General features: G+C 46.6%; 26 protein-coding genes. 15 read left to right on the top strand and 11 right to left on the bottom strand.

Annotation, left to right across the window (positions count from 1 at the left end; all coding sequences use genetic code 11):
- Positions 1-113 precede the first annotated feature (113 nt).
- A complete protein-coding gene (locus tag HBAL_RS00590) occupies positions 114-722 on the top strand; it encodes a hypothetical protein (protein ID WP_012777978.1) in 609 nt (202 codons plus the stop codon).
- 129 nt (positions 723-851) lie between these two features.
- On the opposite strand, the gene HBAL_RS00585 is transcribed toward HBAL_RS00590, so the two are convergent.
- Together HBAL_RS00585 and HBAL_RS00580 are read right to left on the bottom strand one after the other, a co-directional pair.
- Complete coding sequence (locus HBAL_RS00585) at positions 852-1,370, bottom strand: peroxiredoxin (RefSeq protein WP_012777977.1); 519 nt, start codon at positions 1,368-1,370, stop codon at positions 852-854.
- A 273-nt stretch (positions 1,371-1,643) separates the two neighbouring features.
- On the bottom strand, positions 1,644-2,945 hold the full coding sequence (locus tag HBAL_RS00580; RefSeq protein ID WP_012777976.1) for a dicarboxylate/amino acid:cation symporter: 1,302 nt from the start codon (positions 2,943-2,945) through the stop codon (positions 1,644-1,646).
- Positions 2,946-3,061: 116 nt separating this feature from the next.
- Here HBAL_RS00580 and HBAL_RS00575 point away from each other — a divergent pair, with 116 nt between their 5' ends.
- The 3 genes from HBAL_RS00575 to HBAL_RS00565 all read left to right on the top strand — a co-directional run bounded on the left by HBAL_RS00575 (position 3,062) and on the right by HBAL_RS00565 (position 6,804).
- Positions 3,062-3,772 (top strand): metallophosphoesterase, encoded by a 711-nt coding sequence (locus HBAL_RS00575; protein WP_012777975.1) that lies wholly within the window; start codon positions 3,062-3,064, stop codon positions 3,770-3,772.
- Positions 3,773-3,814: 42 nt separating this feature from the next.
- Complete coding sequence (gene hrpB / locus HBAL_RS00570; RefSeq protein WP_012777974.1) at positions 3,815-6,283, top strand: ATP-dependent helicase HrpB; 2,469 nt, start codon at positions 3,815-3,817, stop codon at positions 6,281-6,283.
- Positions 6,284-6,411: 128 nt separating this feature from the next.
- Positions 6,412-6,804, top strand: a complete 393-nt coding sequence (locus HBAL_RS00565; RefSeq protein ID WP_012777973.1) for a c-type cytochrome — start codon at positions 6,412-6,414, stop codon at positions 6,802-6,804.
- Positions 6,805-6,865: 61 nt separating this feature from the next.
- On the opposite strand, the gene HBAL_RS00560 is transcribed toward HBAL_RS00565, so the two are convergent.
- The 3 genes from HBAL_RS00560 to HBAL_RS00550 form a co-directional block, all read right to left on the bottom strand.
- Positions 6,866-7,279 (bottom strand): hypothetical protein, encoded by a 414-nt coding sequence (locus HBAL_RS00560; RefSeq protein WP_012777972.1) that lies wholly within the window; start codon positions 7,277-7,279, stop codon positions 6,866-6,868.
- A gap of 75 nt (positions 7,280-7,354) precedes the next feature.
- A complete protein-coding gene (locus tag HBAL_RS00555) occupies positions 7,355-7,948 on the bottom strand; it encodes a redoxin domain-containing protein (RefSeq protein WP_012777971.1) in 594 nt (197 codons plus the stop codon).
- A 105-nt stretch (positions 7,949-8,053) separates the two neighbouring features.
- On the bottom strand, positions 8,054-10,246 hold the full coding sequence (locus HBAL_RS00550; RefSeq protein WP_012777970.1) for a prolyl oligopeptidase family serine peptidase: 2,193 nt from the start codon (positions 10,244-10,246) through the stop codon (positions 8,054-8,056).
- Positions 10,247-10,372: 126 nt separating this feature from the next.
- Between HBAL_RS00550 and HBAL_RS00545 the strand changes: the two genes are divergently transcribed.
- The 5 genes from HBAL_RS00545 to HBAL_RS00525 all read left to right on the top strand — a co-directional run bounded on the left by HBAL_RS00545 (position 10,373) and on the right by HBAL_RS00525 (position 13,205).
- Positions 10,373-10,690: an ArsR/SmtB family transcription factor gene (locus HBAL_RS00545; RefSeq protein ID WP_012777969.1), complete on the top strand. Its 318-nt coding sequence runs from the start codon at positions 10,373-10,375 to the stop codon at positions 10,688-10,690.
- Between the two features lie 154 nt (positions 10,691-10,844).
- Entirely contained in the window at positions 10,845-11,690 is an 846-nt protein-coding gene (dapF, locus tag HBAL_RS00540) for a diaminopimelate epimerase (protein WP_012777968.1), read from the top strand.
- An 89-nt stretch (positions 11,691-11,779) separates the two neighbouring features.
- A complete protein-coding gene (locus HBAL_RS00535) occupies positions 11,780-12,337 on the top strand; it encodes an EF-hand domain-containing protein (protein ID WP_012777967.1) in 558 nt (185 codons plus the stop codon).
- Between the two features lie 129 nt (positions 12,338-12,466).
- Positions 12,467-12,790 (top strand): ArsR/SmtB family transcription factor, encoded by a 324-nt coding sequence (locus tag HBAL_RS00530; protein WP_012777966.1) that lies wholly within the window; start codon positions 12,467-12,469, stop codon positions 12,788-12,790.
- Positions 12,783-13,205, top strand: a complete 423-nt coding sequence (locus tag HBAL_RS00525; protein ID WP_012777965.1) for an SRPBCC family protein — start codon at positions 12,783-12,785, stop codon at positions 13,203-13,205. Before HBAL_RS00530 ends, HBAL_RS00525 begins: the two co-directional genes overlap by 8 nt.
- A 37-nt stretch (positions 13,206-13,242) precedes the next feature.
- Here the strand turns inward: HBAL_RS00525 and HBAL_RS00520 are convergent, their stop codons facing one another.
- Positions 13,243-13,614, bottom strand: coding sequence for a MerC domain-containing protein (locus HBAL_RS00520; protein WP_012777964.1), 372 nt, complete (start codon positions 13,612-13,614; stop codon positions 13,243-13,245).
- A 209-nt stretch (positions 13,615-13,823) separates the two neighbouring features.
- Between HBAL_RS00520 and mtaB the strand changes: the two genes are divergently transcribed.
- The 6 genes from mtaB (at position 13,824) to HBAL_RS00490 (ending at position 20,836) form a co-directional block, all read left to right on the top strand.
- Positions 13,824-15,176: a tRNA (N(6)-L-threonylcarbamoyladenosine(37)-C(2))-methylthiotransferase MtaB gene (gene mtaB, locus HBAL_RS00515; RefSeq protein WP_083773103.1), complete on the top strand. Its 1,353-nt coding sequence runs from the start codon at positions 13,824-13,826 to the stop codon at positions 15,174-15,176.
- Complete coding sequence (gene ftsY, locus HBAL_RS00510) at positions 15,173-16,957, top strand: signal recognition particle-docking protein FtsY (RefSeq protein WP_083773102.1); 1,785 nt, start codon at positions 15,173-15,175, stop codon at positions 16,955-16,957. The genes mtaB and ftsY overlap by 4 nt, the downstream gene beginning before the upstream one ends.
- The gene (locus tag HBAL_RS00505; RefSeq protein WP_012777961.1) at positions 16,957-17,820 is read left to right on the top strand and encodes a DMT family transporter; all 864 of its coding nucleotides are present in this window, start codon (positions 16,957-16,959) and stop codon (positions 17,818-17,820) included. The genes ftsY and HBAL_RS00505 overlap by 1 nt, the downstream gene beginning before the upstream one ends.
- 83 nt (positions 17,821-17,903) lie before the next feature.
- Complete coding sequence (locus HBAL_RS00500; RefSeq protein ID WP_012777960.1) at positions 17,904-19,349, top strand: lipopolysaccharide biosynthesis protein; 1,446 nt, start codon at positions 17,904-17,906, stop codon at positions 19,347-19,349.
- A gap of 83 nt (positions 19,350-19,432) precedes the next feature.
- The gene (locus tag HBAL_RS00495; protein ID WP_012777959.1) at positions 19,433-20,116 is read left to right on the top strand and encodes an inner membrane-spanning protein YciB; all 684 of its coding nucleotides are present in this window, start codon (positions 19,433-19,435) and stop codon (positions 20,114-20,116) included.
- Positions 20,117-20,281: 165 nt separating this feature from the next.
- Positions 20,282-20,836: a MarR family winged helix-turn-helix transcriptional regulator gene (locus HBAL_RS00490; RefSeq protein ID WP_012777958.1), complete on the top strand. Its 555-nt coding sequence runs from the start codon at positions 20,282-20,284 to the stop codon at positions 20,834-20,836.
- A 43-nt stretch (positions 20,837-20,879) separates the two neighbouring features.
- On the opposite strand, the gene HBAL_RS00485 is transcribed toward HBAL_RS00490, so the two are convergent.
- From HBAL_RS00485 to ccmA, 5 genes are read right to left on the bottom strand one after another with little or no spacing between them, the layout of a single operon-like run.
- A complete protein-coding gene (locus tag HBAL_RS00485; protein ID WP_012777957.1) occupies positions 20,880-21,410 on the bottom strand; it encodes a DsbE family thiol:disulfide interchange protein in 531 nt (176 codons plus the stop codon).
- Positions 21,407-21,550: a heme exporter protein CcmD gene (locus HBAL_RS16540; protein ID WP_149037336.1), complete on the bottom strand. Its 144-nt coding sequence runs from the start codon at positions 21,548-21,550 to the stop codon at positions 21,407-21,409. Before HBAL_RS16540 ends, HBAL_RS00485 begins: the two co-directional genes overlap by 4 nt.
- Positions 21,547-22,317 carry a heme ABC transporter permease gene (locus HBAL_RS00480; RefSeq protein WP_012777955.1) on the bottom strand — a complete coding sequence of 257 codons (771 nt, stop codon included), beginning with the start codon at positions 22,315-22,317 and terminating at the stop codon, positions 21,547-21,549. Before HBAL_RS00480 ends, HBAL_RS16540 begins: the two co-directional genes overlap by 4 nt.
- A gap of 15 nt (positions 22,318-22,332) precedes the next feature.
- Positions 22,333-23,022, bottom strand: coding sequence for a heme exporter protein CcmB (gene ccmB, locus HBAL_RS00475; protein ID WP_012777954.1), 690 nt, complete (start codon positions 23,020-23,022; stop codon positions 22,333-22,335).
- Positions 23,019-23,675 (bottom strand): heme ABC exporter ATP-binding protein CcmA, encoded by a 657-nt coding sequence (gene ccmA / locus HBAL_RS00470; RefSeq protein WP_012777953.1) that lies wholly within the window; start codon positions 23,673-23,675, stop codon positions 23,019-23,021. The genes ccmB and ccmA overlap by 4 nt, the downstream gene beginning before the upstream one ends.
- Between the last annotated feature and the right edge of the window lie 10 nt (positions 23,676-23,685).

Raw genomic sequence — 23,685 nt, 5'->3', positions numbered from 1 at the left:
TGAGACTTCTCGAGATTATAGATCCAACAGCCCCTTGACCTTCTTAGATTTTGCGCGTTTGCTGTCTTAATACTTGGTTAATAGTAGAACCATTTTGTAGAGTGAGTAGCATAATGTGTAAGAAGGCAATGTATGCCGCGATCGGGAAAGTTGAATCCGATTTAGCAGATGACGAAACAATCATTTGGTCAGGGTTTCCTGATAGAAAAATCATCCATACCAAAATCAATACCTTCTACTGGAAGAATGTCGCTTTCTTCATCGCGATATTAGCTGGCGTCGTCGCAACCTTATTCATACAACCCCCACAGATGAATGCTGTATTTGGTGTCTTGGCAAGTTTAGCAGCTATACGCGCCATTGGTGCCGTATTTGCTTGGAATAACCGCAAGCGCCGCTTCAATATGGCATATGCGTTGACGAATAAGCGCCTGATCAGCGTCAACGGAACGACTGATGAATTGGCAAGCTGGTATTCACCGTCTATCGATTCCATGCGTATCAAAAAGTGTAAAAATACGTCTAGCTTTTTCCTGCGTGACACTGAACTGCGTTTTACAATGGAGTTATATTATATCTCTGAATTTAAACGCTTAAACAGCCTTCTCACGCCTTACACACCCCAAGGCCTAGATGTACGCCAAGACAATAAAAAGATAAAAACCAAGAAAAGTGCGCTAGCTCCAACAATTCAAACACACGGCTTCAAAAAAGCAGCCTAATTTTTCCATATCAAAATCAGTTCCATCAGGGTTCCTCGTACAATTCATCACCCACGAGACAGAACCCACACTAAAAAGGCGACGGATGTCATATCCGTCGCCTTCTTTTTTAGTTTGGATTAGAAAAACTTAGAGGTTTTTCAAAACGTTTTGTGGTGAAGATTCGCCATAAGGGTCTTCACCGCAATTGTCTTCAAAGCCTGGCTCTTCGAACCATTTTGTGACTTTTCCATCGTCAACAATAGCAGCGTAACGCCATGAACGCGCACCAAAACCAAGATTGTCTTTGTTGACCAACATACCCATTTTACGTGTGAACTCACCTGAACCATCAGGGATCACAGATACGTTGTTAAGGCCTTGGCCTTTTGCCCATGCGTTCATTACGAATGTGTCGTTCACAGACATACAGTAAATTGCATCAACGCCTTTAGCTTGGAACTCTGGGAAAAGTTTTTCAAAGTCTGGCAATTGGTATGTTGAACATGTTGGTGTGAAAGCACCCGGCAAAGAGAAAAGCACAACTTTTTTACCAGCAAAGTAATCATCTGATGTTTTGTCTTCCCAACGGAATGGGTTGTCACCACCAATGCTTTCGTCACGTACACGTGTGTGGAAAGTAACTTTAGGAACCTGACGTCCAATCATGTGCAAATCTCCATATTGCTAAGCTAAACTTCAGTATTGAAGCCAGCTATCATTTCATGCTCTTTTTATTTAGAATTATTCTAAGTATAGTCAACCCTAAACCGCAAAAGCTTTGCCTTCTTTATATAGGGAAAATTTATGACATTTCACAACATCGTGAATCTAATAAATTTCTATTCCTAACGATATAATTATCGCCTGATACCGCACCAACAAAAAAAGGCCCTCTAAATGAATAGAGAGCCGCACTGTTTTGTAGATATAAGCGTAAAACTAGACTGTAGAAACGCGTTTAAACGTGTCTTCGTCCAATTCCCCTTCCCACTTCGCAACTGTCGCCGCGACAGCAACATCACCAGTCACATTTGTGACCGTGCGCATCATATCCAGCAGACGATCAAACGGGAATAAAACAGCCAACACAATCACAATCTGATCTGGCGTACACCCAATCACTGCCAGTGTCGTAGTCGCTAGGAATAAGCTAACAGATGGAATACCAGCCGTTCCAACAGACACTAATGTCGCCGTCATCGCGACCATTGCATAATCCACCAAATCAAGTTGGATACCAAAAGCCTGAGCGGCAAACAAAGCGATTAAACCTTGATACAAGGCTGTTCCATCCATATTGATGGTCGCTCCAAGCGGTAGAACAGATGACGCGATCGACTTTGAAACACCTAAATTTTGCTCCGCACATGTAATCGTGACAGGCAAAGTCGCACTTGAAGAAGACGTGGAAAAAGCAACGGCTTGAGCGTCAACAACACCTCGGAAGAAACGAATTAAAGGTAATTTCAAAATACCTTTCACAATACCACCATGCGTGATGATCATGTGCAAACTACAAGCAAGATAATGCGCAAACACCATCTTCCCTAGAATTGTTAAAACTTGCAGCCCTTGGTTAGCCATCACCCATGTCATAAGAGCAAAAACGCCAAACGGTGCCAACTCCATTACAAAATGCGTGATTTTCATCATCACATCAGCAGCACTCTCAACTGCTGTCGCGATAGGTTTTCCAGCTTCTTTGGCAAGCAGACAACCAACTCCAAAAATGATCGCAAAGAATATTATCTGAAGCGTATTTCCTTCAGTAAAAGCTGCGACTGGATTGGTCGGGATAATCTCAAGCAAACGTTCACCAAGCCCCTTAGTTGCCCCAGCTAAGCTATCAATTTTACTTTGCTGTTCGGCAATCGCATCTTTACTGACAAGCCCCAAATCAAAGCCTGCGCCTGGTTGAACAAGCGTGCCTATACTCAAACCGATGGTTACAGCAATCAGTGTTGTTCCCATATATAGTCCAAGCGCACGTCCTCCAAGAGACCCCAGTTTTGCTGGATCTCCCATCGCCGTCACACCTGAAACCAATGTTGTAAAAATCAAAGGCACAACCAGCATTTTGATCAGATTGATAAAAGCTTTCCCAAATGGGTAAATCCAATCTGTTGCTATGTTGATTCCTGTTTCACCAACCCCGTAATGAAGGCCAAGGCCCAATAAAATACCCAGAACAAGTCCGAGCATTACCCGTTTCCACAACGTTATTTTTAGCCAGCCGCCCATATAGAAGGTTCTCCACCTCAAAAAAATCAAGATTAAACAATATGTCTACAAAAAATGCGGTCAAGGAATAGATTATGCCTCTTGCCAATTATAATGATACAGCATCAAAATGAACCATGATCTTTAAGTTGAATAATATACGGGCCATTGGTGACGTTCATGGCCATCCAGAGACATTGGAAGCGGCTGCCGGAGACGCCGACCACATCATGCTTTTAGGCGACCTCATAGATAGAGGTCCCGATAGTGCCGGTGCGTTAAGGTTAGCTCTTGATTGGATAGAATCCGGGCGCGCCTACCTTGTGCGTTCAAATCACGATGACAAATTGTATCGGATGCTAAAAGGCAATAATATCCGAATGAACAAAGAATTATCTGCCACTGTCAAAGGCATTAGTAACGCACCAGACGGCAATGAGCTAAAAGAGCGTTTTGTTAGAATCTACGCTGACACGCCACACATTCTTCGTATGGGCAAATTTGTTTTTGCTCACGGCGCGGTAAGCCCATATCATTTTGAACACCCTGACGAACCCATTAGTCTTAGCCGACTCAGACGGCGCATTGAAAATATGGCCCTCTACGGCGAAGTTCGCGGAGAACGCGATGAAGAGGGACGTCCAGTTCGCCATTATGATTGGGTCGAACAGCTTCCCGAAGGGGTAACTGCGGTTGTCGGACATGACATTCGCGCCGAACAACCATTCGTGCACACCGCAGAGAATGGACGCCGCGCCATATTCCTAGACACGGGATGCGGCAAAGGCGGCCCTCTTTCCTACATAGATCTTCCAAGCGAAAAAGTCGGGCAAGTGCCAGTTTCTTAAATCAATCTTGCAGCGCTCGGCATTCCTGCGTATCGCTGTGGCATGAGTCATACCTCCTATTCTTTACCCATTGATGATGTCATTGACAGTATCAAAACCAGTTTGCGCTCCCACACGCGCCTTGTTCTTGCCGCGCCTCCTGGCGCAGGTAAAACAACGCGCGTTCCGCTTGCTTTGCTGGATGAAGACTGGGCACAGTCAGGAAAAATTCTCATGCTTGAGCCACGCCGTATTGCTGCCCGCGCCGCTGCAACCCGTATGGCCCAAACCCTTGGCGAAAGTGTTGGAGAAACAATCGGTCTACGCGCCCGCTTAGATGTGCGCACCTCTAAATCCACTCGCATTGAAGTCATCACAGAGGGTATTTTCACTCGTATGATTCTTGATGACCCTGAGCTTTCAGGCATTAGCGCAGTCATATTCGATGAATTCCATGAACGCTCCCTCGATGCTGACCTTGGCCTCGCACTTGCCCTTGAAGCCCAAGAAGCCCTGCGCGAAGATTTACGCATCCTGCCCATGTCCGCCACCTTAGACACCCAAGGATTGCCTGCATTTTTAAATGCTCCTCTCATCCAGTCTGATGGCCGCGCCCACCCTGTCACGACGCATTATCTTGGCCGCAATCAAAATGCGCGCCTTGAAGATGAAGTCGCCTCCGCCATCCGCACAGCCTTAAAGGACGAAACCGGTTCTATCCTCGCTTTTCTTCCCGGCGCAATGGAAATCAAACGCACAGCCGAACGCCTAGATCAAATTGACGACAACATCCTCATCACCCCGCTCTTTGGTGGTCTCACGCCACAAGAACAAGATGCTGCAATTTCACCTCCCCCCAAAGGAAAGCGCAAAATTGTTCTAGCAACCGATATTGCCGAAAGCTCACTCACCATTGAAGATGTGCGTATCGTTATTGATGCCGGTCTTGCGCGTGTCCCGCGTTATGATCCATCCATCAATGCATCTCGCCTTGAAACGATCCGCGCATCCCGTGCCAATGCCGATCAAAGACGCGGACGTGCAGGCAGAACAGAACCAGGCGTTTGCTATCGCCTTTGGCATGAAGCGGAAACTCGCGGCCTACCCGCTTTCCCTTCTCCTGAAATCACCAATACAGACCTCTCCAATCTCATCCTAGATCTAGCCCGATGGGGCACACACGATCCATCAACCATGCGTTGGCTAGATGCACCGCCCCAAGGGGTCTGGAATGCCAGTCTTGTGCTATTACAAAAACTTGGCGCGATTAATGAAAATGGACAACCGACCCCATCCGGCCTTAAGTTGTCTGATCTTCCATTGCCGCCAAGATTAGCCGCAATGGTGATGGGGGCGGATAAGTTTGATACTATCCCTCTCGCCGCATATATAGCTGCACTCATAAGTGAGCGTGGTTTAGGCGGGAAAAGCATTGATGCGCGTGAACGCCTTGCTCAATTTTCCAATGATAAATCAGGACGTGCGCGCGCCATACGGGATATGGCTAACAGATGGGCGAAAACCGCAAACCCCTCATTAAAAACCAATTCTCATTTAAACAGAGAGGAAGCCGGAGCCACCATCGCACAAGGATTTCCCGACCGAATTGCCAAGGCACGGCCGGGCAAGGTAGGAGAATTCCTTATGGCCAATGGCCGCGCCGCTCAAGTGGACGCGGCAGATCCCCTTGCAAGAGAAGCATGGTTAGCTATTGCTGAGATCACAGGCGGAGCCGCCACACTACGCATCACCCTCGCAGCCCCGATTTCTGAAGCTGAAGCGCGCGACATCGGGCGTGAAATCACCGAAGATATTGCCTGTTTTGATCCAAAATTAAATCGCCTAACAGCCCGTCGTGTCACACGTATCGGGGCCATTACATTGGCTCAAACACCCCTGTCAAAACCAATTGGTGAAGTAGCGCTAAAAGGGCTGTTAGCATCCTTTGAAAAAGATGGAATCAAACTTCTCCCAGCACAGGACGCTATCAATTCATTCAGTACACGGATTAATTTTTTAAATGCGCAATTTGGCTCAGATTGGCCAGAAGATTTTTCGAAAATCATTCACAACCGCGCAGAGGAATGGCTAGCCCCACTCCTTGAAAACCAAAGAGATTTTTCGAAAATCACAGACGGTAAAGCCATTGCCGCCATCAAAACCTTGCTTGATTGGCAACTTATATCTGATATGGATCGCCTTGCCCCCTCTCATTGGACCACCCCAACTGAGCGCAGTGTTTCCATCAATTACGACACAGAAAAAGGCCCTACGGTCAGTGTCAAAGCACAAGAATTTTTTGGCTTGTCTCAACACCCATTTATCGCCAATGGGCAAGTGCCTCTGACTTTGGAATTGCTATCGCCTGCCCAGCGCCCAATTGCCATGACCAAGGATATCACCGCTTTCTGGAGCGGAGGATATCAAGATATGCGCAAGGATATGCGTGGACGCTATCCCAAGCATGATTGGCCTGAAGACCCAGCAAACGCAAAGCCTCAACGCGGCGTGAAACGCAAACCACATCCCTGATCTGTGTCCCATTGGTATATCCGCCATATCTGCGGCGAAACGACCATCTCTACATTATTCATTATCAATACATGCAAGGCGGACTATATTAGATACATATGTTCAGTATTTCTATGGAAGGCCACGCCATGAAAACATTAAAAACCGCCTCATTCATCATCACAGCTATTTCACTTTTTGGTACAGTGTCAGGGCAGGCTTTTGCAGAGGGCGATCCAGTTGCTGGCGCAAAAGTCTTCAAAAAGTGCGTCTCATGTCACAATGTTGTAGGTAAAAGCAAAGTCGGTCCTGCGCTAAACGGTGTTATAGGCCGCACAGCTGGAACTGGTGAAGGTTTTAAATATTCCAAAGCAATGATTGCCGCTGGTGAGGCAGGAATGGTGTGGGATGACGCAACACTCTCTGCTTATCTAGCAAACCCACGCAAAGCCATCAAAGGCAATAAAATGGCATTCATAGGCCTTAAAAAACCCGAAGATCAGGCCAATGTTATTGCTTATATCAAAGCTGAAAGTGAATAATTTCATTCACTTGAAATCATAAAAAAGGGCGCTCGCTATAATCGCTGCGCCCTTTTAAATTTTACCATTGCATACCCAAATTTTTCTTCAAAGCTTCCATAAAAGTAGATGGCTTTTCCATTTCCTTGGGATCAAGTGTTCCAAACACAAGAAGCGCATTGTCTGCGTCTTCTAATCTTACTCCGCGCGGACGACTATATTCATCCAAATCGAGTGAATTCCAATCATGACGGGAGTCGATTGTAAAAATCAGCTTGCTACCGCCTTCTCCGTCTTCATCGCGGCCAAATACCAGACCATATATCGTCTCGCGTCCCCACATAAGTCCGCGTGATACTTGTTGACGCTTTCCATCCAGTAAAACTTCATCGCGAAACATATGACGACGCCATTGCAGGATATGCATGGTTTTGTCTGTCACCACTTTGATATCAATGGCACCATTGGCAATGCGAATAAGTTCGGCTTTCATCATAAATAGCTCCTATTGAAGTCAAGATATATCGAAAAACGATAAACTTCAAGAGGGAGCTAAATACATTTTTTAGCCTTAATATTTGACATTACACCCATAAGGCTTGCTGGACGCGGTCTGCACTTCATTGCCTGCCTGAATGTCAGCAAAGGCAGATAATACATAGTTTTCAGCGCGCTCAATGTCAGCTGGATTACCTGATGGGATTGAATCTATTGCGCCGGCATATTCAAGAATACCATCTTCAATAACAAACATGTGCGGTGTTGTTTGCGCTTTATACAATTTTCCAATATCACCTGTTGGATCAAGGATTGTATAATCTGGCATTGCGCCATGCTCTGCTGCTATGGAATTGGCTTCTTCTGCATCCACATATCCCTGCTTACCTGGAGCAGAAGAAATGATCGTGATCCATTTAGCACCGCCCTCAGTTAGCGTTTTTTGGGTGGCTTGCATGTTTCCTGATTCATAGTGTTTCTTGACAAAGGGACAACCATCATTGGTCCATTCAAGCACGACAACACCGTCAATATCACTTAATTTTACTGCCTCTCCATTGGTAGAAACAGCTTCAAAATCAGGAGCTTCACTCCCAAGTCGCGGTGCAGCCAAAGCAGGCATAACCATAGCAAAGGATAAAAAACTGGCAGCAATCAAAGACTTCATTACGTCGCCCTTTCAATCAGGTGGCATCAAAGTGGACCAATAACCATAAGACTGAAAGGACTAGCTCTAAAAATCAAATCACATTCTAGTGTTTACCCTCAAGGTTTACTGCGCCGACGTATCCATGAGCTTTTGCATCAGATATGTCATTTCCAGTGCACGACGGTTTGCAGATTCTTTCAAATTCGCAGCCGCAGAATGCCCACCATCTATGTTTTCATAATACAAAAATGGCTTTTCCAGATCCTGTAAACGATGCGCCATTTTGCGCGCATGTGCGGGATGCACACGATCATCCTTTGTCGAAGTTACAAAGAAAATTTCTGGATAGTCCGTAGACGGATCAATATTGTGATAAGGCGATAGTTTTTCCAGCCATTCGCGCTCTTCTGGTACAGAAGGATCACCATATTCATCCATCCAAGACGCACCCGCCAACATTGTGTGATAACGCAGCATATCCAATAAAGGCACCTGACACACAACCGCCGAGAACAAGTCTGGGCGCTGAGTAAACATAACCCCCATGAGCAAGCCACCATTGGAGCCACCCATAATGCCTAGCTTGTCTGGTGATGTAAGCCCTTTGCCGATAATATCTTCAGCGACTGAGATGAAGTCATCATACACAACTTGACGCTTCAGCTTCAGCCCCGCTTGGTGCCATGCCGGTCCAAATTCTCCGCCGCCCCGAATATTAGCAAGCACATAAGCGCCGCCATTATCGAGCCAAAGCTTGCCAGTAAACGCTGAATAGCTTGGATTTAGCGATATCTGGAAACCACCATACCCATAAAGCAGAGTTGGCGTAGAGCCATCCATATCGGTCTCTTTTGCCCGCACCACAAAATAGGGCACTTTTGTTCCATCTTTCGATGTCGATTCAAATTGCTCTACCACATATGGGCTCGCGTCAAATTTTGGCGGCAAGCTCTTTAGCAATGTCACTTCACCTGATTTTGCATCAAATGCATATAAGGAATCTGGGTTTAAAAAGCCCTCATAATTTAGGAAAACATCGCTCTCATCTTTGGATGCGAACGCAATTCCAGCATTCCCATTGTCAGGGAGCGCAACAGGAGAGAACGTCCAATCGCCATCAACCAAATCACCAGACATCACTTTGCCGGCGACGTTATCGTTATAAGAGATCAACAAGGCGTCCTTGGATAAAGATACGCTGCCTATTGCCTGACGCTCTTTAGGACGCATCACCAGAGAAACACTTGGCAAGGTTTTAGTCTCAAGGAACGCGTTCACATCAAAGGCGACTAAATCCCCTTGTTTAAAACTACCCTGCCCTTCAACATCCCAATCCGCCTCCAGTGTTAAAAGAAATTGGCCTGCATATATGCCTTGGGGTGTTGATTTTTTCGGGATTGGCCATTTGACCGCCTCTGATCCATCTTCGGGAAATAGCCAGTAATTAAACGAGAAAAAAGACTCAGCTTCCATTGCAGACTGAATAACGCGCCCATCTTCAAGCTCAAACGTCATCGGCCACACACCCATAACGGTCGGTGAGCTATTTAATATTGTTTCAGCGGTTTCTAAAGGTGTGCCGCGCGTCCAGCGTTTTAGAATATAAGGATAGCCGGACTCCGTAACGGAAGCGACACCGTCCACATCACCCCAATCTGTCGCGATGAGCAATGTATCAGCATCCGCCCAAGCAATGCCCTGTTTAGCTTCATGCGTTGCAAAACCGCTCTCTACAAATGTTTTGCTCGCAAGATCAAACTCACGTTGAACCACCGCATCCTTACCGCCATCAGATAAGGAAACCATACAACCCCAGTCATCTTCACCTTTTGGTTTGAAGCAATTGGAGCCTTTAAACACCCAATTTTTATCTTCTGCTTTTGCCAAAGCGTCAAAGTCCAGCACCGTCTCCCAGACAGGCGTATCCGACTTATATGATTCAAGGCTAGCTTTACGCCACAGCCCACGCACATTGGTTTCATCTTGCCAGAAATTATACACAAATCCGTCGCGCACCGTCCCGTATGGGATACGCTCTTTTGCATTCACAATATCAAGCGCGTCTTTCTCTAAAACAGCAAATCGAGGATCAGCTTTCAAGCGCGCTAAGGAGCGTTCATTTTCACCCTTCACCCAATCAAGCGCTTGTTCTCCCTCAACCTCTTCCAGAAAAAGGTGCTGATCTGAATCAAATGCCAAATCAGAATGACTAGCTATCACTTTAGCTGTGTCTTTATCGTTCATGTCAGTTGTATTTTCCTGTGGCGAGCACGCTACGGCTAATAAAATAGCTGCACTCAATATAATTTTCTTCATAAATCACCTTTTTGCGCATCAAATTAGCTTAACCTGATTGCCCTACAAGGCAAGAAATTAGATGCAACATTTCTTCTCAACAATACATCTTGGTAAACCTCTAAAAAAAAGCTATCCATTTCCATTATGTCAGATATCGCAATTGCCAGATTCTCCGCGCTCGCACATGATGTGCGCTATAAAGCTTTCCGCCTCCTTGCGAATGCAGGACAAACAGGCATTTGCGCCGGTGACATCTCCAAAAGCCTGAAAATATCTCCATCAACGCTATCTCCCCATCTTGCACAATTAGAAAGATGTGGCCTGATCAACAAAACACGAGATGGCACAAAATTAGTCTATGCAATTCATCCTGAAAATGTCGCGGGTCTCATAGACCATATTATCTCTGATTGTTGTGGCGGTAGGCCTGAATTATGCGGTGGGGCAGTCAAAACAGGATAAAATTCCAGCTGCAAAAATTTTCTCTTTTGTTACTGGTATTTAAGTTTAGAAGAACCCATTTGAGTTTGACGAGAGTTAAAAACCTTCTATTTTCTTCAAGAACGGGATTACATACTCAAGGCTGGTCGCCCCAATTCTATCGAAAGTACGTCCGATGAAATATTACCAAATGAATGGGTGTGGAAATGCTTTCGCTATTCTAGACGGACGCGGAGAGAAATTACGCCTCTCAGCAGAAGCTGTAAGACGCATCGCTAAATCCGCAAATGCTGATCAAGTTGTATCCCTAGAAAATTCCATGCGCGGTGATATTTTTATGCGTATCTGGAATAATACAGGTAGCGAAGTGGCCGCTTGCGGAAACGTATCTCGCTGTGTTGGCTGGATCATGATGCGCGAACGCAATCGCGATACAATTAAAATCGAAACCGAAGCTGGACTACTCATCGCCACACGTCACGGAAATGGCGACACAATGATCTCTGTCGACATGGGCTCTCCCCTTTTAAAATGGGAAGAAATTCCCTTGGCCGAACGCATGGATACGCGCGGCATAGATGTTAAGATCGGGCCGATTGATGCGCCCTATCTCCAACTGCCCGGCGCAGTGAATATGGGCAATCCTCATTGTGTATTCTTCGTAGATGAACTTGATGCCGTGGATGTGGTAGGTATTGGCCCCCTCATTGAAGGGCATATGATGTTCCCTGAAAAAGCCAATGTCGGATTTGCCCAAGTGCTTGGAAGAGATTGCATTCGCTTACGCGTCTGGGAACGCGATGCTGGGCTCACAAAAGCTTGCGGCACAGGCGCATGCGCTGCTGTTGTGGCAGGCGTACGCAAAGGCCTACTCAACCGCTCATGCACAGTGTTTGTCGATGGCGGAGACCTGCACATAGATTGGCGCGAGAAAGATGACCACGTCATCATGACCGGCCCAATCGAATTAGAACGCCAAGCAGAAATCAGCGCCCCGGCATCAGCGCCCGTTTTTAGATAATCATTTCGACGGATATCTCTCACTCAAACCGTATTATCAATTCGGGATAATATCGGGGGCAATCTTTTGCCAATTGAGAGACTTTAGACGTGTTTGATTTAAAACTTGGAACGATCGCAAAACTTACCTTAGCCAGCAGCCTGTTATTTGCTGCTTCTTGTGCCTCCAATAAACCACCAGAAAGAGGCGGCGGACGCGGCGGCCCTCAACAAGGCAATCTATCCATGATGGGCTATGTCGCCCAACCTATATCTCTTCTGTTTGTCAGCATGGATAAAGATCAAGACGGCATGACATCTATCGTTGAAATGAATGATTTCACAACAACCCAATGGGCCAATATCGGCTTGGAAGCTGGCAGAGAATTGCGCAGTTTTGGCTACCAAACTTGGGCGATAACCCATCTTGGCAGCGCAGAAGCCATGCCTAGCTTTATCGGCTTTGACACAGATCTAAGTGGTTCTATTTCTCAACTCGAATTTGAAACCTGTCTTCGCCGAAATTTTGATCTTCTCGATAAAGACAAAAACGGATTGCTTAGCCGCGCAGAACTCATCGTAAGAATGCCCAGCATGCAAGATCGCGGTAACGGCCAAGGAAGATCTGGCGGTAAAGGCGAAGAACGCGGTAAACGCCCACAACGCTAGCCCATTTCAAACATTTCACAAAATCAACCAAGAATGCGGGCATATTTCACGTGCCCGCATTTTTTATGCTTGCCGGGTTGACGTGAAACCATTTGGTTCTGTATATATGAAACCGAAAGGTTTTACTTTATGCAATTTGACACCTACCAACCCGTCTTTCGTGCCCTCGCTGATCCAACGCGACGCGCTATTATCTCAATGCTTGCTGAAGGTGAGCGCCCAATCAGTGAGATTGCAGACTCATTTGAGATGAGCCGCCCTGCCATCGCCAAACATCTGAAAATCCTCAAAGAAGGCGACCTTATTACCGTCGTTGAAAACGGCCGTGAACGCATAAATCACCTCAACCCACAATCACTAAAAACAGCCGCAGAATGGATCAATCACTTCGATAAGTTCTGGGATGAACGCCTAGCCCTACTCAAAAAAGCCGTGGAGACCCCAAATGACTGAATTATCGCTGACCAAGACAATCATCCTGAAAGCTCCGCCTCAGCATGTCTGGAAATTCCTGACACAAACCGACCTTCTCGCCACTTGGTTTCACAATGCCGGCAGTGATTTGGTCGAGGGAGGTGAGTATAAAATTGTATCGAATTCTATCGGTAAAGAAGGCGATGCCATCATCTGGGGAGAGGTATTGCTCAGCGATGCCCCCAACAAACTCGTCCACACATTCACCCACCCCATGCTTCAGGAAAAAAACACAGTCTGCACATGGACACTGACAGAAATTGAAGGCGGCACCCTCCTCACCCTCGTTCACACAGGCTTTGAACTAGTTGAAGACGCTTCGTTCAGCATGGCTCAAGCCCATGACAAAGGCTGGGACGAACACTTCCTGCGCTTACGCCATGTGGTGAGTTAGAACAAACAAGTCCACCATGTCCTAAGGGTCGGCATTCTTACTCAGGTTTCAAATGTGAATGCCGCCAACGGATTAAATGCGCCAAAGACAGCGTTAACGCACCAAGCAGCGTCAAAACGACTTCAATCTGATGAAACGCTTCTATAAAAGCTCCACTAAACAATAACAGGCCTCCAACAGAAACAAGCGTAATAAAAAGAGCTTTGCTTGGCTGCGAAGAGGATCGAAATATTGCAAATCCAGATATAGGCAACGCTAGAAGAACAAGAAATTTATGGACCCATTCCGCTTCTGAAAACTGACTAAAAACCGGCATAAACGCCACCAAAACCGGAAGTGCCAAACAGTGAATGACACAAACTCCTGATAACCCAATTGCAACAGCATCTAAACGCGCGACATTCATCATAAGTATTAAATCCAATTTTGTTATATTATAACATAACAAATATATAATAGTTTTCGCGATGCAAGCTAGAACTTCTAATTAAACACCAATATTTCGCTTTTCTGGATCTGACCCGCCACCATGTTCAGCCCCCAAAGAGAGTTTCCACCTATCTATATCTATGCCTCTCCCCCTTGCAAAATCCCGCATTGACGCGCATTTAGGGGCCAATGACTGAGACAAGCTCCTCTTCCGGCACAAATATAAACGTCAATTTGTCTAATCCTGCTCCATCACTTGATGAAAAGCAGACACAAGAAGCAAATGGCGTTGATATTTTAACCCTTGGCTGCCGCCTCAACTCCTATGAGAGTGAGGTGATGCGCAATCATGCCTCGGATGCAGGTTTGAATGATGCAATTATCGTCAATACATGCGCAGTCACAAATGAAGCAGTTCGCCAAGCACGTCAGACAATCCGGCGTGCGCGCAAAGATCGTCCTGACACCCCCATCATCGTCACCGGTTGCGCCGCTCAAGTGGATCCTGACATGTTTGCCAACATGCCCGAAGTCACGCGCGTCATCGGTAATAATGAAAAAATGCAGGCAGAGACATTCCAGCCTGCAAACTTGCTCAATGAAACAGCTCCCAAAGCCGTCGTAAACGACATCATGTCGGTTACGGAAACAGCGGGGCATTTGGTTGATGGATTAGAAGGTCGCGCCCGCGCATTTGTGCAGGTTCAAACTGGCTGTGATCATCGCTGCACTTTCTGCATCATTCCCTATGGCCGCGGAAATTCGCGCTCTGTCCCTGCCGGAGAAGTTGTGGACCAAGTCAGACAACTTGTCGCCAAGGGCCATTATGAAGTCGTTTTAACAGGTGTTGATCTCACATCATGGGGAGCAGACCTTCCCAATGCGCCAAACCTTGGAAATCTTGTCGCGCGTATTTTAAAGCTAGCACCGGACCTGAAGCAACTCCGCCTTTCTTCTATTGATGCCATTGAAATAGACGATCAGCTCTTTGACCTGATTGCCCATGACAAACGCATCGCACCGCATCTTCACCTGTCCTTCCAGTCCGGTGACAATATGATATTGAAGCGGATGAAACGGCGCCATTCCCGCGAAGATGCCATCAATCTTTGCCAACGCTTGCGCGCTGCAAGACCAGAAATTTCTTTTGGTGCTGACTTGATTGCAGGTTTTCCAACTGAAACTGACGAGATGTTTGCCAATACAATGGCATGTGTCGATGAATGCGGATTAGACTATCTGCATGTTTTCCCTTATTCAGCGCGCCCGGGCACACCAGCCGCGAGAATTCCGCAATTGAATGGTGAAATCATTAAAGATCGCGCCGCTCAACTTCGCGACAAAGGTCAGGAACGTCTCCTGCTGAGACTTGACCGCCATGTCGGAACAACCCAAGACGCTTTAGTTGAAATGGGAGGCCGCGCGCGCCTACCTGATTTTGCACCCATTCGGATAGAAGGGGATGCGCCCAAACCTGGTAGTGTGGTCACTTTAGACATTCACTCACGCGATGACAAAGACTTAATAGGACGTTTGCTATGATCCTCTGGTTCGGTAAGAAAAAGAAAAAAGCGGACAATGGCGAGACGCCAATCGAACCCAACCCGCCTCAAGACGCGGGGATTGAAGCTGAAGCCGCGCCAACTCCCGCGATTGAAACAGCTGAAGATGTCCTCAATATTCTTGCAGAAGAAAAAGCAAACGAGAAAAAAGGCCTGTTTGGCGGCTTATTCGGTTCCAAGAAAAAAGAGGAAGAAGACGCTGCAATTGATGCTGAAGTCAAAGCTGATGTCGAAAACTATTTCAAAGACCCTTATGATGAAGACGCTATTGTTTCTGACGCACCTTTCAGAGACGATGATGATTTTGAACCAAACAAAACGCCAGATAATACAGAACAATCTGTACCATCAAGTTTAGAGCCCACTTCATCAGAAACACAAGAAACCGAATCATCATCAGATTTCGATGATAAAAACGCAGTGTTTTCAGATGCTTCAAACACGGAGCTATCTGTACCCATAAAAGAACCAGCCGGTGAGAGCCCATCTTTATCCGAAAACACCACCCTGCTGGATGCAGAACCAGAAACAGTAGCCGAAGCAACGATTGATGATACTCCCGAAGCAGTAGAAACACCATCTGAAACTGAAACGCCCGACATAGCCATCTCTGAAGATGAAACCAAAGCAGCTTTAGCGCTCGCTGAGGACACATTTGAAGAAGATACACCCGCTTATGACATCACTGAAAACCCAAAGGACGGCTCAGATAGTGCTGATAATACGGAAGCCTCCTCAACATTAGACGTCACGCCTGATCTGCCTGTTGCCGCGCCTCTTGAAGCGCCAGCGCAGGACGACATCAGCCCTATGGCTGAAACAAAAAAGCCCGGCTTTTTTGCGCGAATGACACAAGGGCTTCAACGCTCTTCCTCCAAACTTGCCGACGGCATCTCTTCAGTTTTCACCAAGAAAAAACTTGATGATGACACCCTCGAAGAATTGGAAGATTTGCTTATCTCCTCCGATTTGGGTGCAAGCGTGGCCATGCGTGTGTGTGATAACATTCGCAAGGATCGTTTCGATAAAGAAGTCACCGACGAAGAAATCAAACAAGCCCTCGCCCAAGAAATCACAAACGTCCTCAAACCACGTGAGGAAATCCTCGATTTATCCGACGGCCCCTCTCCGCGCGTTGTGCTTTTTGTTGGCGTCAACGGATCTGGTAAAACAACGACCATCGGAAAAATAGCCAGTAAATTATCCGCGCAAGGCGCAAACATATTGCTTGCCGCCGGCGATACATTCCGCGCCGCCGCCGTCGAGCAATTAAAGGTTTGGGCCGAGCGCGCAAATGCCGGATTCCTGTCTCGCCCAGATGGCGCAGACTCTGCTGGACTAGCCTATGACGCGGTTAAACAAGCAACCACAGAAAATCGAGACTTAGTCCTCATTGATACAGCAGGAAGACTGCAAAATCGCACAGAACTTATGGACGAACTTGCCAAAGTCGTGAGAGCAATTCGTAAGATTGAACCCACTGCACCACACGAAGTCATCCTCGTACTTGATGCAACAGTGGGTCAAAACGCACTGTCTCAAGTCGAAGCCTTCAAGCACACAGCCGGCGTCACAGGCCTTGTTATGACAAAACTAGATGGAACAGCCAAAGGGGGTGTTCTGGTGGCAATTGCCGACAAGCATGCCCTACCCATCCACTTTGTTGGTATCGGGGAAAAGGCCGAAGATCTACACCCGTTCTCAGCATCAGCATTTGCCAATGCTCTTGTCGGCCTTAGCGATGACGTGACGAAGCAATAGTGTCAGAAACGCTTTTTGCAATCTGTCTTGGCATTGGGGCCGCAATCACACTTGCTATAGCGAATGCCTCTGTAAAAGCATCTGGTGATGTCTTAATGTCGCGCGCGACAATGTCAGCTTCGGCTATGCTGATTGTTCTACCATTTGCCTTCATTGTACCACTGCCCAATAAAGAAACTTGGATGATCCTTGCGATTTCCATACCCGCACATGCGCTTTATCAAACAACATTAATCCGTGCCCTGACACGCGGTGACCTTTCGCTAGTCTTCCCTATAATGCGAGGCGGTGCCCCCTTAATAACTGCAATTGCAGCCTATTTCATACTCCAAGACAGCTATACGCCCCTCTCAATCGCAGGCCTAATTCTCGCAAGTGCTGCGACAATCATTTTTGCACTCCCCACAAGCAAAATGACATCTGAAGATCCAAAGCGCAGAAAAGCAGCCCTTATATGGGCTGTAGCATGCAGTGGCTGCATCGCTTTATACAATGTCATAGACGCTCAGGGCGTACGCGCTGCACCATCACCATTCACATTTATTGTCTGGCTGTTCTTGCTGGATGCCATCCTAATCACAACTGCCACCATATGGGTCCGCAAGGGCAGCTACATTACTAGCTTCAAGCAAAAATGGCGCTTTGGCGCAGTTGCCGGTGCCTCCGCTGTATTTTCGTTTGGTATGACGCTATACGCTTTTAGCTTCGCCAATGTCACTTTTGTATCCGCATTGAGAGAAACATCTGTTGTATTCGCGGCGATCATCGGTTGGAGAATGCTTAAAGAAGGCTCAGGACTTAGGCGTTTGTTCGCTGCAATTGCATTGGTTACAGGACTCATTCTTTTTCAAGTCGGCAGCTAAGAAAGATTGTATTTACAAGTCTCTTTCTATAGCCAGTCTAACGAGACACTTAGAATAGACAGTTTTAGGAACAAATATAACAGATGATCTGGCGTCACCTATTTGGCTACCTTCCTGTAAATGTCATACAAGGCCTTGTCTCTTTTGGTGCCGTCTATGCCTTCACACGCCTTTTAGGTGATGATGGATATGGAAGCTATGCACTTGTCCTCACCATCATGTCAGCATCTCACACCACGACTCTGACTTGGACAGAAGCAGCCGCTTATCGCTTTGCTGGTGAGGCCCAATCCAAAGGTGGTATGAATGACCATATTCGTACATCTATATATCTAGCGCTTTTCAGTCTCATCCCAGCCTTATTAATTGTGGCTTGCGGTTGGATGGCCTCCGAGAATAACCCCAATATGCAGGCTGCAATCATCTGGCTTGCCTTGTCGATGCCGTGCCTTTCTATCATCCAGATGAGTTTAGAAATACACAAAGCCCGCCAGCAAGTTTCAAGATTTGCGAAAGTCAGCATCGCTCATGCTCTGACTGGCTTTTGTGGCGGGCTTTACTTTGCTTCCCAAACAGATGCAGGTGCAGCAGCGCCTTTCATGGGCCTTGCTCTCAGCGGGGTCATATTTGCCAGCGTGCAGGGGCTTTTCCTCTGGAAAGAGTCAAAAGACGGCTCATTTCAAATGGTTCGCGCCAAGCGATATTTTGCTTATGGAATGCCCCTCGCCCTCGCACTTTTGTTGGAGATAGCCTTAAGCGCGAGTGACCGTTTTCTCATCGCGTACTTCATTGATAACGCCGCCGTGGGAGCCTATGCCGCCGGATATGGCGTATCAGATCAATCTATTCGTTTACTCTGCATGTGGGGCGCTATGGCCGGTGCACCTCTACTTATGGAAAGCTATGAAAAACATGGACTAAACGGTATTGAAGAACCGGGCAAAGCAATGATCCGCATGTTAATGCTAATAGCATTTCCTGCGGCGACTGGTTTGGCTATGGTTGCTGAACCTTTAGCTCAATTCATGATTGGTGAAGAATTACGCGATCAAGCAAAACATACCATTCCGTGGATCGCTTTGGCCGGATTGATGAATGGATTGGTCATTTATTATTTCTCAGAATCCTTCCAACTTGCCCGAAAAACAGCCCTCCGTGCGAGCCTAATGCTGATCCCCGCCATATTGAATGTCATCCTCAATATTATCCTATTACCAAAAATGGGTTTGATGGGAGCCGTTTATGCAACTGTGATCTGCTATGGCGTCGCTTTGATCATCATTATGGGCGTCGGCAGGCGTTTCATTCCGCTTCCAGTTCCGATGAAAGACATAGTATTAATCGCAATCGCCTGCGCTGGAATGGCTAGTATAGTCTATATTCTGCCGCAAATAGGTGGTTTTCCTGAATTGATGTTAAAAGCAATTGTTGGCGGAATCATCTATGGCGTACTCGCTATCGTTTTAAACGCAGCAGGTGCCAAAGACCTCATCAAAGCATTGAAAGACCGGAAAAACGCAACACAATAAATTGAACCATATTCCAGTTATCATCGTAAAAATAAAACTGACGAATAGTGACACGCGACTTCAACAAGGCCATATCAACATCCATGACAGATTCAGAAACAACTAACGCCGCTCCCCTCACCCCAGCAAATGCTGAAGCAGAGGTGCCAAAGAAAAAAGCCACCTCCATATGGCGGGAACTTGGCCCCGTCCTTTTCTTTGTTGTTGTTTATAATGTTGCGCGAAAATTCCCCGATGATGGCAGCCTTTTCTCAAAAGAAACCGCAATCTATTGGAGTACAGGTTCTTTCATGGTGGCTATCCTTGCCGTTATTGGCTGGACGATTTTCAAGAAAGAAAAAATTTCCCCAATGCTCATCGTCACAGGTGTCATCGTGACTGTGTTTGGTGGCCTAACGATTTTTCTACAAAGCCCTGAGTTTGCGTATTACAAACCAACCATCATCAATTTATTATTTGCCGGATTAATTTTTGGTGGTTTGGCGATGGGTAAGAATGTATGGAAAATCGCATTCCAGCATGCATTTAACCTACCAGATTATGCGTGGAAGACATTCGCCATACGTTGGGGTTTTTTCTACATCTTTCTTGCGATACTCAATGAAGTATTGTGGAGAACGCAGTCAGAGGATTTCTGGGCAAACGCAAAACTGTTTCTAGTCATGCCTGCCACTTTCATATTCATGCTCGCCAACATGCCTTATCTCGTCAAACACTCCCATGACGATATTATGGGAACAAGAGACAAGGCCGAAAATGGCAATTGATTTGAGCTCTTTTTCTAGACTAGACGCGTGAATTCTGCGCTTTCTTTTGCCTATTCTAGTAAAAGTGACACGAAACCTTCATTTGCCTAAACTGCATTGAATATGTAGTCAGACAACGGATGAAAGAAATTTCATTTTACCTGATCTTTCAGAACGGTGAGGCCGATGTCTGCAGAAGAAGTGAAAGCTGAAGAAGATTCAACGTTCAAACTCAGTGAGTCACCGGCGCACTTATTGCGTCGTTCTCAACAATTAGCCACTGAAATATTCACAGATCTGGGTATGGCCGACAATGTCACGCTTCGCCAATCTGTTGTGCTGGCTGCTGTCGCTGAAAAAGAAGGGTTAAGCCAGTCTGACCTCGTGAATGCAACAGGAATAGACCGCTCAACACTTGCAGACATGATAGCGCGCATGGAAACACGCGGCCTTGTCACGCGGGTTGCAGCCGAAGGTGATGCACGCGCCAAGTCTGTGTCTCTGACGACGCTTGGACGGGAAGCCTTAGACGAGGCAATGCCTGCCATGCAAACCGTCGATAAAGCACTGCTTCACTCACTTCCCAAAAATAAACGCAAGGCTTTTTTGTCCATCCTGACCTTGCTAGCGGGCGCGGCTGATGATGATTTTGATCTGGCGGAAGTTATGGGAAAACGCAAAAAATCGAAGAAAAAGAAGTCAAAAAAAAAGACTTCCGGCAAGTCAGGCAAGAAGAAATAGAATTTTTGATGACGCAAACCACTGCGTTACTACCTGAGAAAACCTACTGACCTGCTTCTCTTAATGTCTGATATTGCGCGATAAATGCATCCGCTTCTTCTCTGCTCAATGGCCCCCTGTGCTGACGCACAATCATTCCATCGCCATCAATAAGAAATGTTTCAGGGACAGCATTCACACCAAGGTCTAGCCCCGCCATACCATCTCCATCCAAAGCCACGACTGAAAACGGATTCCCATCCACCTTCAGCATTGTTTGGATAGCGTCTGAATCATCTTTATAGGCAATCCCTACAATGGATACCTGTTTAGACATTTCCATAAGATAAGGATGCTCTAACTTACACGGCAAACACCAAGTGGCCCACAAATTCACGATGACCGGTTTGCCAAGCTCATCCGCCAATCGAAATTCTGATTGATCCAAGGTGGTTAAAACTATCTCTGGTGCAGGACGGTTTTTGCCTTTGAATAGATCAGATTTTGGTTCGCCAACTTGCCCTAATTTGACCACGGACAAAACTGCCAAAACAAGCAGCAAAACAATCGGCAATATATAGATTGCACGTTTCATTGCGTCTCTTCCGCCTTTAAACGTGCATGACGCGACTTAGCCTTTGCTAAGCGAACCACAACAAACAAACTAACAAGCCCCAGCAAACTCAAAGCAATACTGTAGGAAGCCCACACAAATGGCGCATACTTATCCATCATTCTTCCTCATTTGCATATCGACGTTGAATCAACGCTTCAGAGCGACGCGCATAAATCTCAGCGCGCATATTCATTATCGTTAAAGCCCCAAACAATAATCCATATCCAACAAGAACAATTAGCAATGGACTTAAAAATGGTTCAGGCAATTCAGAATGAATGATCTCAGAAGGTTTGGTCAATTTCTCTGTCCAGTCATCTGATAATCGAATGGATGCTTTTTGATGCAATGTCGTCCACCAATTCACGGACCATTTGATAATTGGCAAATTAACAGCGCCGACGAGACATAAAATTGCCGCCGCGCGCGCTGCCTTTTGCTGTGTTTCAAAGGCCGACCAGATAGCGATATATCCAAGATATAAAAAGAACAGCACCAATACTGATGTTAAGCGTGCATCCCATTCCCACCATGTATTCCAAATCGGCTTTCCCCATAAACTCCCCGTTATCAGGCATATAGCGGTAAACACAGCCCCAATTGGCGCGGCAGATTTTCCTGCGATATCAGCAAGCGCATGTTTCCAAATCAAGGATGATAAACTCGCACCCGCCATAAATGTATATGCGCCCATACACATCATCGCTGCAGGTACGTGAATGAACATGATACGCGCAGCATCACCTTGGCGATAATCTGCTGGCGCAACAAACAAGCCATTATAGACGCCAACGCCTAATGCGAGAATGGCAAGTGTCAACATAATCGGACCAACGAGACGCGTCGTTTCCATAAATTTGTGCGGATTAGCAAATGTAGAAATCATAAATCGTACTTATCCCTAATCTAACGCAGTTTTCAATGCGGCACCGGCAGCAAATGGCCCCAATGCAATCGCCGCCAATGCACATGCTCCACAGAGCGCCATTGCACTTGTCCAATCACGTCCATCAGCTACCGCATAGAGCGTTGATGCACCAAATATTGTCGCTGGTGCATAGAGTGGCAATGCGACAAGTGCGATAAGCAGACCGCCTCGCCTCACACCTGCTGTTAAAGCAGCTCCAATTGATCCAATAAAGAAAAATGCTAGCCCACCTAGAATGGATACACCCAAGACATGCAAGGCAGCATTTCCTGGCCCTTGCAACATCACCCACAACAAAGGCGCAATCAGCGCGAGCGGTAAACCTGAGGCCATCCAGTGCGCCATAGTTTTAGCGAGCGCAACTCCCGTCATGCTGACACCAGAAGACGCCACGACATCAAGTGTCCCATCTTCCAGATCTGCTTGAAAAAGTCGCTCCATCGGAAGCAAACTCGCCAAAGCCAATGAGATAAACAAAACACCCGGCCCTGCCGCTCTCAATAAATCAGCTGCAGGTCCTAGCGCTAATGGTGTAAGCGTGGCTGCACCTGCATAAAAACCAACCGGCAAAGCCGCACCACCACCGCCAGACCACGCCAATCGCAACTCTCTAAAAAATAAGGGGAGCAAAACCGCCGAAGTCATTTTCTCTGTTTGATTCATATTAGATCATCCAGAAGCTGATTGGCTTTAAATTCCGCTTTTGACGGCGCGCAAATATTGATGGTCCGCGCGTTTTTAAAACCCTCACCATGCATCGCTGCGATAACAGAGCCGCCTTTTTGTGTGTGCTCTTCCATCATCTCCAAAACGATATCTTGGCCTTTACTATCCAGAGCCGCGAGGGGTTCATCGAGTAACCAAATAGGACGATAACTGACAAGTAGCCGCGCAAGTGAAAGCCGCCGCCTTTGACCAGCCGATAATCCGCGCCCCGGTACATCTCGACGCTTCCATAAACCAACTCTTTCAAGTGCCGGCCTCACTTTAGAAACATCTTCACCAAAAAATTTGGTCCAAAACACTATCTGCGCCTCAACACTCTCTTGCGCTTTAATACCATCCTGATGCCCAAGGAAATGCACTGGGTAGAAAGACGGATTTTGTGATGATGAATCCCCAATAGAATAATCAATACTACCAGAATCTGGACGGGTTAAACCCGCCAAAATACGAAGCAATGTCGATTTCCCCGAACCATTTTCACCTCGTAATTCAAGAATTTCACCAGCATTTACCGAAAATGATAAATCGTAAAAAAGTGTCCGATAGCCTCTGGTAGCGCCCACTTTGCAAACGGTTATCAACTTCTCCATTTTTTTTCTA

Origin of the sequence: Hirschia baltica ATCC 49814 (genome assembly GCF_000023785.1) — a bacterium.
Lineage (GTDB): Bacteria > Pseudomonadota > Alphaproteobacteria > Caulobacterales > Hyphomonadaceae > Hirschia > Hirschia baltica.
The sequence above is the reverse complement of the archived record's forward strand: the minus strand, read 5'-3'. Positions and strand labels throughout refer to the sequence as shown.